This window comes from Enterococcus sp. B2E4, assembly GCF_030499455.1.
Taxonomy (GTDB): domain Bacteria; phylum Bacillota; class Bacilli; order Lactobacillales; family Enterococcaceae; genus Enterococcus_D; species Enterococcus_D casseliflavus.
This window is the reverse complement of sequence record NZ_JAUKPK010000001.1, coordinates 486,531-498,720: the sequence shown is the minus strand read 5'-3', so window position 1 is coordinate 498,720 and position 12,190 is coordinate 486,531. Positions and strand designations below refer to the sequence as shown.

The 12,190-nt window shown below is 44.0% G+C and carries 13 protein-coding genes; 12 read left to right on the top strand and 1 reads right to left on the bottom strand.

The annotated features are described in order from the left end of the window. Positions 1–34 precede the first annotated feature (34 nt). Positions 35–460 carry an Lrp/AsnC family transcriptional regulator gene (locus Q1X33_RS02400; protein WP_005225438.1) on the bottom strand — a complete coding sequence of 142 codons (426 nt, stop codon included), beginning with the start codon at positions 458–460 and terminating at the stop codon, positions 35–37. 102 nt (positions 461–562) lie between these two features. Between Q1X33_RS02400 and Q1X33_RS02395 the strand changes: the two genes are divergently transcribed. The 12 genes from Q1X33_RS02395 to Q1X33_RS02340 all read left to right on the top strand — a co-directional run bounded on the left by Q1X33_RS02395 (position 563) and on the right by Q1X33_RS02340 (position 11,972). Then, positions 563–1,108 (top strand): cysteine hydrolase family protein, encoded by a 546-nt coding sequence (locus Q1X33_RS02395; RefSeq protein WP_005225439.1) that lies wholly within the window; start codon positions 563–565, stop codon positions 1,106–1,108. A 324-nt stretch (positions 1,109–1,432) separates the two neighbouring features. After that, positions 1,433–2,356, top strand: a complete 924-nt coding sequence (gene msrA / locus Q1X33_RS02390; RefSeq protein ID WP_010747721.1) for a peptide-methionine (S)-S-oxide reductase MsrA — start codon at positions 1,433–1,435, stop codon at positions 2,354–2,356. Positions 2,357–2,705: 349 nt separating this feature from the next. Beyond that, complete coding sequence (locus Q1X33_RS02385; RefSeq protein ID WP_005225442.1) at positions 2,706–4,067, top strand: hypothetical protein; 1,362 nt, start codon at positions 2,706–2,708, stop codon at positions 4,065–4,067. A 16-nt stretch (positions 4,068–4,083) separates the two neighbouring features. Next, positions 4,084–5,307 (top strand): amidohydrolase family protein, encoded by a 1,224-nt coding sequence (locus Q1X33_RS02380; RefSeq protein WP_301969518.1) that lies wholly within the window; start codon positions 4,084–4,086, stop codon positions 5,305–5,307. Positions 5,308–5,552: 245 nt separating this feature from the next. Further along, on the top strand, positions 5,553–5,960 hold the full coding sequence (locus Q1X33_RS02375; RefSeq protein WP_005225444.1) for a helix-turn-helix domain-containing protein: 408 nt from the start codon (positions 5,553–5,555) through the stop codon (positions 5,958–5,960). Between the two features lie 323 nt (positions 5,961–6,283). Continuing rightward, the gene (locus Q1X33_RS02370) at positions 6,284–6,862 is read left to right on the top strand and encodes an LOG family protein (RefSeq protein WP_010747723.1); all 579 of its coding nucleotides are present in this window, start codon (positions 6,284–6,286) and stop codon (positions 6,860–6,862) included. Continuing rightward, positions 6,859–7,299, top strand: a complete 441-nt coding sequence (locus Q1X33_RS02365; protein WP_005225446.1) for a nucleoside 2-deoxyribosyltransferase — start codon at positions 6,859–6,861, stop codon at positions 7,297–7,299. The genes Q1X33_RS02370 and Q1X33_RS02365 overlap by 4 nt, the downstream gene beginning before the upstream one ends. A gap of 15 nt (positions 7,300–7,314) precedes the next feature. Then, positions 7,315–8,037 carry a deoxynucleoside kinase gene (locus Q1X33_RS02360; RefSeq protein ID WP_005225447.1) on the top strand — a complete coding sequence of 241 codons (723 nt, stop codon included), beginning with the start codon at positions 7,315–7,317 and terminating at the stop codon, positions 8,035–8,037. Between the two features lie 66 nt (positions 8,038–8,103). After that, on the top strand, positions 8,104–8,955 hold the full coding sequence (locus Q1X33_RS02355; RefSeq protein WP_301969517.1) for a helix-turn-helix domain-containing protein: 852 nt from the start codon (positions 8,104–8,106) through the stop codon (positions 8,953–8,955). Positions 8,956–9,156: 201 nt separating this feature from the next. Then, positions 9,157–10,095, top strand: coding sequence for an FAD:protein FMN transferase (locus tag Q1X33_RS02350; RefSeq protein WP_301969516.1), 939 nt, complete (start codon positions 9,157–9,159; stop codon positions 10,093–10,095). A 24-nt stretch (positions 10,096–10,119) separates the two neighbouring features. Next, positions 10,120–10,725 carry an NADPH-dependent FMN reductase gene (locus Q1X33_RS02345; RefSeq protein WP_301969515.1) on the top strand — a complete coding sequence of 202 codons (606 nt, stop codon included), beginning with the start codon at positions 10,120–10,122 and terminating at the stop codon, positions 10,723–10,725. Positions 10,726–10,751: 26 nt separating this feature from the next. After that, complete coding sequence (locus tag Q1X33_RS02340) at positions 10,752–11,972, top strand: NAD(P)H-dependent oxidoreductase (protein ID WP_010747727.1); 1,221 nt, start codon at positions 10,752–10,754, stop codon at positions 11,970–11,972. The last annotated feature ends 218 nt before the right edge of the window (positions 11,973–12,190 follow it).

The following is a 12,190-nucleotide window of genomic DNA, read 5'->3' as shown; positions in this document are numbered from 1 at the left end:
GAAAGCTTTATTCAACAACCCTTTAGCAAGCACATCAATCATCCCCATGATTGAGTTTATCAGCAACAAAGGTTTCTACACTATACCTGCCCCATTTTGAGAGACTCTCTATAAACAAAGGGAAGGTTACATCTGTAAAATGACTGACCAAGAGATAACAAGCTTGACCTGAAACTTTATGAAAGACTTCAATTTCTTTGTATTGATTCACGAAGGCTTCAAAATCTGTATAGCGATTTGAATCCATAAAAAACCGGATGTATTGCGTACTTGGATAGTTTACTACAATACTAAATCGCTGAATGATTCCTTCATCTTGCAATTTCAGGATCCGATTGCCTACAGCTTGTCCCGTCAGGTGGACCATTTCGCCGATTTCTTTATTCGATAATTTGCTGTTGTGTTTCAGGATAGCTAGGATTTGTTCATCGATGATGTCCATAAGGGTTCCTCCTTTCATAATGAAAGTAAATTGACTTTATCTTTTTCAAGAGACGCTTTGTTGTAGGGTCATATGTATTTATACTGGATTATAACAAATAAGAAAAGAAATGGTGATTCTATGAAAAAAGCTTTAGTAATTATTGATGTCCAAAATGACTATTTTAAAGAAGGAAGAATGGCCCTTCATTCCCCTGAACAGGCGCTTGCAAACATAAATAAACTAGAAGCGTCTTTTATCGAAAAGCAACTCCCGATCATCTATATCCAACACATCAACGATCAAGAAGCGGCTGATTTTTTTGAACGAGGGACCAAAGGCGTACGGCTGCATGAACAGTTAAAAACAACGCATTCTTCTATTATTATCGAAAAGCACTTTCCTAACTCGTTCATTGAAACAAATTTAAAAGAAACGTTAGACTCTTTAGGTGTCCAACAAGTTATCATCACTGGGATGATGACGCATATGTGCATCGATTCAACCACAAGAGCTAGTAAAGAACTCGGTTATCAGCCCATACTGATTTCTGATGCCACGGCAACGAAAGCATTAACATTTGAAGCACACGAAATTCCTGCGGAAGCTGTTCAACGAGCGTTTTTATCGGCCTTGGAAACCTTCTCTACGGTGATGAAAACCGATGACTATTTAAACGGATTGTAGAAAAATTGCGTATTTACCAACAAAGGCAACGTTCATTTGCATTGAGTGGTTCTTGATCACTCTTTGAAATTGGTGATCCTAACTCATTCCGCTTCAATGTTTCTAAAAAAATGAATGCCCAGTTGCGTACCCACCAATTCTACTGAGCTGATTCTTCAGAGGATGCATGCGAACCAATTACGCACCAACCCATACAAAAGCCAAAAACGTTCGAGGATTTTTCTCGAACGTTTTTTGGGCATCAAATTGGGCGAATCGGCGAAACTATGGTACAGTGCAACCAAACAAGGAGCGAAAGTCGCTCCTTCATGAGGCAAAGGGGCAATGGTGATGAAGCAAAAAACGATGGCGTGGCTGTCAGAAATCTATAATTTGATCTTGCATCCTGGCACAAGACAGTGGGAACGAGAACAACTGGTGCAAGCAAAAAATACACTGGAAACTCAGCTGGCGACCAAACAAAAAGCAGGCAAACACGAAAAAGAATCGTCAAATAGCCTTGAAGACCAACAGACCAAGCGGGTTTTGGAAAAACTAGAAGCGTCGTTGCGTCCTTTGGCACTGAGAAACAATCTGACCCCGAATGTCGCAGAGTTTTATCAAACAATCAGCCAGTCAGCACCGAAAAAGGCAAGGAATGAAGAAACAAGCAAAGTCCAACCAGTAGAAGTTTCCGTGGAGCCGAACGAAACAGGTGAAAAAGCACAAGAAGTGGCTATTTTTGCTGGCGGCTGCTTTTGGTGTATGGTAGAGCCTTTTGAAGACCAGCCGGGCATTCTTTCCGTCTTGTCGGGGTATACTGGGGGAACAGTCCCGAATCCGACGTATGATCAAGTACTAAGCGGAACAACAGGGCATGTCGAAGCGGTAGAGATCGTTTTTGATCCCAAAATCATCACCTATCAGGACTTGTTGCAGTTGTACTGGCAAGTGACAGACCCGACAGATGCTTTCGGACAATTTCAAGATCGCGGCAATTTTTATCGCCCAATCATTTTCTATACGACTGCTGAACAGGAAGTGCTTGCGCAAGAAGCCAAAAAGGAACTAGCCCAATCTGGTTATTATCAGCAACCCATCGTGACCGAGATCCGCAAGGCCACGCAGTTTTGGCCAGCGGAAAACTACCATCAAGCATTTTACAAGAAACAGCCAAAGCGCTACCAGCGGATCAAGCGAGCGCGCAAACAACTGATGCTTTTTTATCGGCTGAAACGCTGGACAAACCGAGGAAAAAAACGATCATAAACAGAGGATCACTAAAAAAAGCGGGGCTCCGAGAAAAGGGGAAAAGAATCAAATGAAGGCTCTTTTCTCCACAAGCCGCGCTTTTTTCTGCGCTTTTAGCCAATTGGATAAAAAACGTAGATTTATTTTAGAATAATGTCCAAAGAAAGCGTTAACAACAAGAATTATAATAGAGAAAGAAAAAGTGGCGAAAAAGGTCGAAAAAGCAGGTGTCTTTTGCTTGATTCCTTTCTTCGAGGAAAGAAGGTGGGAAACACCAGAGAAAAATCAGCGGAAAAATCAATCGGCAACACCCCATAGCAACACAACATTTATTATATGAAGGTTCATATAAGTTAGGAGAAATGTGATGAAAAAAAAGGGAACGTTCGTCTCACTGTTTATGGCTCTCATTCTTTTTATCTTTTCAGAAAGAACAGTGTTTGCGGCAGAAGCGATCAATGAGATCGTCGCACCAACAGGAGTTAAAGCATTTCTAGTACTGATTCCATTAGTGTTAGTGCTGGTTTTGCTCTTTAAAAAAGTAGATATGATCATTGCTGGCTTGATTGCTGGGATCTTGGCGATGATTATTGGCGGGATCAGTTTAGCTGAAGCCAATTCGCAACTGTTGGAAGCTATTCCGACGATGTTGAGTATTACGGTGCCAATCATCAATTCCGCTGTAGCGATGGCGGTCTTCAAAGCGGGCAGTTATACGGCGGCCTTAACCTTAGCCAAAAGAGGAACCAAAGGAAAAGTGGAATATGTGGCTGGTTTTATTGTCATCTTATTGGCAGCAGCGACTTATATGTCTGGAATCGGCGGCGGGAGTGCGATGGTGATCGCACCGTTAGCATTTGCGGCAGTTGGGGTGGTACCCGAATTGATCGCAGCGATGTCGTTAGCGGCAGCGGTCTCCTTTACGACTTCTCCTGCCTCTTTGGAATCTAGTATCGTGTCTGAACTAGGCGGTTTTAGTGTCGCTTCTTATGTCGATCAAATGCGCCCATTTTGGTTGTTATTCGTTGGTTTGGCGATTTTATTGGCATTCTTCGGGACCAAGCGTCGTCATCTGGGCTTCAAAGAATCAGCCAACCAAGAGTACGAAAACAAAAGCAATGGCGAGTTATTCAAAACGACACTGCCTGCGATCTTCTTGCTTTTTGCGGTCATCTTTGGACCGTTGATCAATGACCTGATCGGCTTTGTCCTCTTTACACCGCTAGTTTATATGGTGGTCACGTTAGCGTTGATTTTTGTTTGTACCGACTTTTCCATGAATCAATCGGTGGAAGCGATGGTGGACGGATCCACGTATATTTTGACCCGCTTGTTCCAAGTGGGGATCTTTTTAGCCTTCATCAACGTGATCGCTGAAACTGGGACGTTTGCTGTAATTGCAGGTGCGGCACAAAATGCCCCCGCAGCGATCGTCGTTCCCGTGGCGATCTTGACGGGTGTCTTGATTGGGATTCCCGCAGGTGCCTATGTCGGCTCCGTTTTAACACTCGTGCTACCAGTTGCCGTTTCATTAGGCTTCCCAGTCTTAGCTCTTGGCTTTGTAACGATGGGGGTTGGCCTCGGCAGTCAAATGAGTTTTGTCAACATTACGATGCAAGCTTTATCTTCTGGTTTCCAAATTCCGATTCTGGATGTAGTCAAAGGAAACGTGAAGTGGTTGAGTTTAGCAGCCGTATTATTATTAGTCATCGGCTTAGTGTTTGGCTGATGGATAGGAGGAAAACATGGATTTATTGATCAAGCAAGCACGTCTTGAAGACGATGCAGAATTAGTAGACATTGCAATTTCAGAAGGAAAAATCACCGCAGTTGCACCCAACATTGAAGAATCAGCAGCAACAACGATTGAGGCGAAAGGCAAAGTGGTGATCCCTGGATTGATCGAAAGCCATATCCACTTAGACAAAGCCTTGATCGCCGATCGTGAGCCCAATAATTCAGGAACATTGCAAGAAGCGATCCAAGTTACGGCAAAGCTCAAACCGACCTTTACCGAAGAAGACATTTATGATCGGGCGAAACGCGCATTAGAAATGCTGATCCTGCACGGCACGACTGCTGTTCGCACCCATGCCGAATTTGATCCGGCGCAAGGCTTCACTGGTTTTGATACCATTATGCGCTTAAAAGAAGAATACCGCGACTTGATCGATATTCAGGTCGTTGCCTTTCCGCAAGAAGGGATTTTTAAGGCCCCAAGGACGGATAAGATGATGATCGAAGCGATGGAGAAAGGCGCCGATGTCGTTGGCGGGATTCCTTACAATGATGCGCCAGCCAATGAGCACATCGACTTGATCTTTGAGATCGCCAAACGATTTGATAAAGACATTGACTTGCATCAAGATTTTGCTGACGAAGCAGACGATACATCGATCGTCTATCTGTGTGAAAAAACCATCGCAGAAGGCTACCAAGGTCGGGTATCAGTAGGACATTTGACTGCGCTGCACGCCATGGAACCGGATCAGCTGGCAGAAGTCATCGATTTGATGGTCAAAGCCCAAATCAATGTGATGCCGTTGCCTGCGACCGACTTGCATTTAGGTGCCAGAAACGATGCTTACAATGTTCGTCGTGCCGTGACACCGATTCGCAAGTTACGTGATGCTGGTGTAAATATTTGCTTAGGCAGCAACAATATCCGAAACGCCTTTACGCCCTATGGCAATGGGGATTTGATCCAAATCGCTATGCTGGCTGTGCCAGTGGCACACTTAGGGGGCACCGATGACTTGCCGACAGTCTTGCCAATGATTACGACCAATACCGCAAAAGCGTTAAATATCAAAGACTATGGAATCGCTGTTGGCAACCGCGCAGATTTGATTCTTTTAGATACCCAGAAAAAAGCCGATGTGCTGATCGATATTCCTGAACGTTTGATGGTCATCAAAAATGGCCGCATCACCGTGGAAGTCAAAAAAGAAGTGACGATCCACCGTTAACAACAGATCATGTTTTCTCAAGTAGTACGATTTATTCGTGCTACTTTTTTGTCGTAATATAGTCGAAATAAAAAAATCATTTTCTAGTCATTTGTTCTTTTTTTATCTATGATAGAAAGAAAACCGCTATCACGGAGAGTTCGTTTAAGAAAATCCTGTCAAAACTGTTTGACAACGCCATGATATCAATGGATTTGAGCAGAAACCACAGCAGGTCTGCGTTAAGGTAGGAGAAGGAGGCCAAGATGACGATTGGGGAAGCACTAAAGAACCATCGAGTCACACAGCAAATGAGCCAAGAAGAAGTAGCAACAAAAATTTTAGTGACCCGCACATCGATCTCAAATTGGGAAACCGGCAAGACGGTACCAGACAGTTTGAATTTATTGAAACTGAGTACCCTTTATGGGTGCAGTGTCGATGAGCTATTAAAAAAGGAGCGAGCAGGAATGAAAAAGAATTTTCGTACGATGACCTATGGTGCTGGATTGAAAGACGGAACGATGCGTTTGAAAATTGAGACTGATGCCAGCAAGTTTTTCCCACGAGGGGTTGAAGTCAAAGCATCCGTCGATTTAGAAACAGGAGAAGTGACCTTTTTTGTCGAGCAAGAGGATTTGAAAAAGCTGAAAGCAGCCACCGACGACAAATAATTTTTTTATACAGTTTTTTGCTAAATTTTGCTTGGACAAGAGAAAAAAAAGCGATGGATAAAAAAACACGATCCTAGCTGCGTCGTGTTTTTTTTTGTGGGATGAAAGAGGGATGAGGCAATCGATGGAAGCTGATTCTACTTTTTCTTTTCTGCTATTTTCAAGATTTGTAACGATTAAGGGTAAGCGAAAAGATGCAGAAGGCTATATACAATATATAGTGAATAGATCGATTTTTATCTAAATGAAGCACAATATGTAGTATTTACTTTTTTAAGAGATTGTGTAAAATAGCAGGTGTAGTGAAAAAGGAGCTGTTGTTTTTGAGAGTAACTGTATATTGCGGCACCCGTTTAGAAAATGCGGAAAAGTTGGCAAAGACCGCTCGTGCCATCGGTAATGCCTTAGCAAAAAATCACATCGAGTTGGTTTATTGCGGCCCTTTGGCTGGCTTGATGAGGGAGATCGTGAAAGGGGTCTTTGAAAAAGAAGGCGCAGTGACGGGGATCTATCCATCAGGTTCCTTTGCAGAAGATTTGCCGCCAATCATCACTGGATCAAGCACATACACCGAGTTCTATACGGATACGAGGGAGGAACAAACGCAACAATTGCTGGAAATGAGCGATGCCTACCTTGTATTACCTGGTGGATTTGGTACACTAGAGGAGTTGTCATCAGTATGCTCTTTTATGACTCTTGGGAAATTGCCAGTCAAGCCCATAGGTGTGTTAATGAACGAAGGCTTGAAGGATGGACTGAAGCCGCTGCTAACTATGTTTGAAGCTTCCAGCTTTGCTTGGGCTGAACTGTCGGAAACGCTCTTTGTCCTATCTGACGTTGAGACGTTGATCCAGCGATTGGCGGCGAAGGGTTCAAAAAAGGAGTGCTTGGCAGGATGAAGCATGTCTATTTAGCGGGACCGTTTTTTTCAAACGAACCAATCGCACGACTCAAGCAAGTAGAAAGCTGTTTAGCTGAAGACCCGCAGCCCTTGGCGGTCTATGCGCCGCGCTTGTATCAAGAAAGTTCATCTGAACCCTATACACCGGAATGGGCGAGAGAAGTTTTTGAAAAAGACATGCTGGAATTGACACGAGCCGACGTCGTCGTTGCCGTTTTGGATGACCATGAAGGGATCGCCGATCCGGGAACAGCCTTTGAAATCGGCGCAGCACACGTACGAAATAAACCAGTAATCGCTTTTCAGGAAAAAGCCGCGGCGGTCAATCTGATGTTGACGGAGTCGGTGCAAGCGTATTTGACTGATCTGGCGGCACGAACAGCGTATGATTTTGAAGCGATGGCGCACCGAGCCTTTGTCGGTGACTATATTTAATAAAGGATGATGAATGTGTTACTAATCGCAGGAACGATCGGGGCAGGAAAAAGCAGTTTGACTGATTTTTTATCGAAGGAAATGGCGTCGAAGCCTTTCTATGAAAACGTGGAGGACAACGATGTTCTGCCATTGTTTTATTCCAATCCAGAACGATACGCCTTTTTATTGCAGATTTTTTTCTTAAACAAAAGCTTTTTAGGGATGCGGGAAGCTTTGTCCAATGATGACAATGTCATTGACCGCTCCATCTATGAGGATAGCTTGATGTTTCATCTAAATGCGGATCTAGGTCGCATCGCACCGATGGAAGTCGAACAATACGATAACCTGTTGAACACGATGCTGCGGGAATTGGAAGAATCAGCGCCGTTGAAGCATCCAGATCTAATGGTTCATATCAAGGTTTCATTGGATACAATGATTGAACGGATCAACAAACGTGGTCGTTCCTATGAACAAATTGCCAACGATCCGACATTGTACGACTATTACAAAGAATTAAATCAGCGGTACGATGAATGGTATGAAAACTTTGACGTTTGTCCGAAAATGCAAATTGATGGGGATCAATTGGACTTTGTTGCCAATGAAGACAACCTCATGGTGATCCTCGAGATGATCCAAGAAAAACTGGCGGAAGTCCGTCAGACCCATGGCAAAGGCCACTATTGTACGGACAAAGCCATCGCAAAAGGTGATTTTTCTAAGAAAAACGCAGCATCTGTGACAAGCTGACCCAGCAGTTGAGGACAGCTTAGGGAAAAAACAAGTGTCTTATCGACAATGGGAGGGAGCAAGGCGATGAATGTTGAACGATTTATTGAAGCGAGGAAACAGGCGGGCTTCTCGCAGCAAGAACTTTCGGAAGGAATCTGTACGCAAGCCACTTTGAGTAAATTTGAAAACAACGGTCAGGTACCGTCCCTCAAAATTTTGATCAAATTGTGTAATCGGATCGGCTTGCCATTGGTCGACTTGTTTTCTTCCATGAATGTCGCAACGACCAAAATCAAAGAAGAATTGGCAAAAGCCGAATTCTACTTGATCACGAGCGAGTATGAACAGTTGGCTGCATTGCTAAGTCAAATCGAAGTGAAGCTGATCGATGAACCAGCATTAAAAGCGCAATATGATTATTTAAAAGGCTTTGAAATGATTTTTAATGAAGCTGCGATTACCGATGTCTTGTTTCAATTCGATCAGTTATTGATGAATGAAACGGCGGAGGAATTGTTTGATCTCTTAGCGTATACTGGGATCGGTTTGGTGTATGCCAGAGAAGAAGAATGGGCAAAGGCTGAGTTTTATGTGACGAAGGTCTTTGAGAAAATTTATACCTATCCGATCAAAACGATCGAAGACACGTGGCGGGTGTTGAACATCGTCTTTCATTGCGGCGTCTTTTATGCGAAAGTCGATGATTTGGAAACTAGTGATACCTTGTTGAATTATGTGTTGGCGATTTGTTCCGACAATCATTTGACCTACTACTTGGCTCGCTCGGCAGCCCAACTGACCGAAAATGCCATTCGTGAACAACAGCCGAAAGAAACAATTTTGGAAATGTTACACGATGCACGAGCGTATGCCAAAATCAATAAAAATGTAAAATTATTGGCGCATTTAAAAGCGGTCGAAGAAACGATTGATTAAAAATATATTTTCGACAAAAAAGTTTTGTTGCGCAAATGCTTGATAACTAGCAGTCCTTTCGACGAAGGGACTGCTTTTTTGAATTTTTTTTATATAAAAAAATATATAATCGTGTTGACAAAAAAATATATCGGGAGTATTCTTTAATTGTGAAAAAACTAACATAATTTGAGGTATATCGTTTTTAGGAGAAGGGATTTTATGAAGACAGAAGTGAGAGAAGCCGCTCGCGCGATTCAGCGGATGGGCACGTCCATTGAGTTAAAAGTTGCTCATACAAAACCAGAAAGTGTACTGGACGAGCTGGAGACCCAACTGAAAGTATACGACCATCGCTTTAGTGCCAATGATCCGCGATCGGAATTGAATCAGCTGAATCAGTTAGCAGGACAAAAGGGGCTTGTGCTTGATCCAGAATTGTACCAGCTGATCGAAATCGGCAAACATCATAGCTGTGCTCCCCACAGTCAGCTGAATATTGCCATCGGTCCACTGGTCCAAGCATGGCGCATCGGGTTTGAAGATGCCCGCATCGTATCAAAGACGCAGGTCAAAGAATTGCTTGCGCTAACAGACCCGCAACAGATCCAATTGGCAGCAGGCAAGGTTTTTTTGAAAAAAGCTGGAATGAGGATCGACCTCGGAGCATTAGCAAAAGGCTACATCGCTGATAAGTTACGCACCCATTGCCAAGCCCGTGGAGCAGCGTATGGATTGATCAACTTAGGCGGAAATATTGTCTGTTTCGGCGCTGCACCAAATCATTCGGACGGGCATTGGCGGATCGGGATCCGAGATCCCAAAGGCGGTCGGGCAGACACCTTGGGCATTCTGCCAATCAAGGACCAAACCGTCGTCACTTCGGGGATCTATGAGCGGGTCTTGACCACCGCTGAAGGAACGTATCATCATTTGATTGATCCTCAGAGTGGCTTTCCCATCGAATGTGGGTATTTGAGCATCACGATCGTTGCAGCGACATCGTTACTGGGGGAAATCTGGACTTCGCGCTTGTTTGGCAAGCCCATTCCAGTTGTTTTGCAAGAGATTCAGCAGCAGCCAGAAATCGAAGGAATCATCGTAACCAAAGAAAATGAAGTCATTGCCTCTAAAGGCATTCAGGCAAGACTTTTAAGATAGCCCAACCAGAAAGGAAGAGACAGGATGAAATTTATCGGATTCGTAGGAACCAATGCCACTCGTTCCACCAATCGCACGTTGTTGCAATTTATGAAAAAAATGTTTGCCAATGAGGCAGAGATCGAACTAGTCGAGATCAAAGATCTTCCAATGTTCAACAAACCAGAATCAAAGGAGTTGCCCGTACAAGTAACCCAGCTTGCCGAAAAAATCGCGGCAGCAGACGGTGTGATCATCAGTACACCAGAATACGATCATGCCGTACCCGCAGCGTTGATCAATGCCCTGAACTGGTTGTCCTATGGAATTTTCCCTTTTGTTGACAAGCCAGTGATGATCACTGGTGCTTCTTATGGGACGTTAGGTTCTTCTCGTGCCCAAGCCCATCTAAGACAGATTCTGGATTCTCCAGAGTTAAAAGCACGGATCATGCCTAGCTCTGAATTTCTCTTAGGTCATTCGCTGCAAGCGTTTGACGAGCAAGGCAACTTGATCGATGAAGAGCAGACCCAAAAACTGCAAGGACTGTTCAACGATTTTCTTTTATTTGTAAAAATTATCAGCCAGTTGCAGCACGCCCATGCCGCCAATCAAAAAGAAGCTGCTGAATTTTCATGGGAAACCATCTAACCGCAAAAGATAGGAGCGTAAAGACAATGAAATTGATCGGAATCGTCGGATCAGCCGCTGAAGTCTCCACCAATCGTCAGCTGCTGAACTTTATCAAAAAGCAATACAAAAAGGAATTCACGTTAGAACTTGTAGAGATCAAAGACTTTCCTCTCTTTAATCAAGAGGAAGATCAAACCCAAAGCCCAGCCATCCAGCGTTTGAATCGGCAATTATTGATGGCAGACGGTGTGATCATTGCTACACCAGAGCACAACCATACCGTGACGGCAGGACTGAAAAGCTTGCTAGAATGGCTTTCATTCAAGATCCATTCTCTGGAAAACAAACCAGTAATGATCGTGGGTGCCTCTTACTATGATCAAGGAACTTCAAGGGCCCAGCTACATCTGCGCCAAATTTTGGACGCACCGGGAGTCAATGCTTTAGTGATGCCAGGGAATGAGTTTTTGTTGGGCAAAGCCAAAGAAGCTTTCGATGAAGCGGGTGATTTGATCGATGCCCGAACGGTTGCTTTTTTAGATGCGACGATCAACAGCTTCTTGCAATTTATCAAAGTCGTTTCTGCCTTAGCGGGTCCCAAACAATTGCCGCCCGAAGACCTCTACGCCACAGGGAAAATCGCAACCACCGTGGAAGGAGTGGATATGTATGATGATCAATGGCTGGAAAAAGCCGCTGAAGCAGTCGGTGCCGTTTCTGGCAATACCTACGTCAAACTAAATCGCGGCTTGCTGACAGTCGATCAGATTAATTACTTCTTAGATTCGATGCCGATGGAATTGACATTTGCCGATAGCAACAACCAATTCTTGTATTACAATCTGCGGGAAGAAGCCCAAAATATGCTGGCAGCACGTGTGCCAGGACAAGTCGGCAATCCATTAGCAAAATGCCATCCTGAAAAATCCTTCAAAAATGTTGAGTGGGTGATCCAACAGCTGCGCAGTGGGGCAACCGACGCGGTTCGGGTCCATGTGCCGAAACAGGTGCCAGAAAAATACATCGTCCACAATTATCAAGCGATGCACGATGAAAACGGCGAATATGCGGGGATCAACGAATACATCCTTGATTTCAAGCCAATCATCGAATGGTATTTGCAACAAACCGGTCAAAAACTTGTCGGCAATGAAGACGCCATTTCCAGTGCTTCTGTGCGCCAAGAACCGACCGATGCGGTCACTAGTGCCAGCACTCATGACGCACCTGCAGCAGATGCGGTCACCAGTGCTTCAGTGAAATAAGGGTTGTCTAAAGGGAGAAAAGGAATCGCTAGAAGCATTCGCTTGCAATCAGTTGCCAAGCGAATGCTTCTCTTTTTGCTGCTTTTTCATGAATGAACGGTTTTCTATGAGCGATTGAATTGATCAAGGACATCGTTGCGAGGATTTCACAAAGTTTCTGAAAAAAATTTGCATATTCATCTTTTGCTTCGTATACTAGTTTAGGACGTTGCTTATAA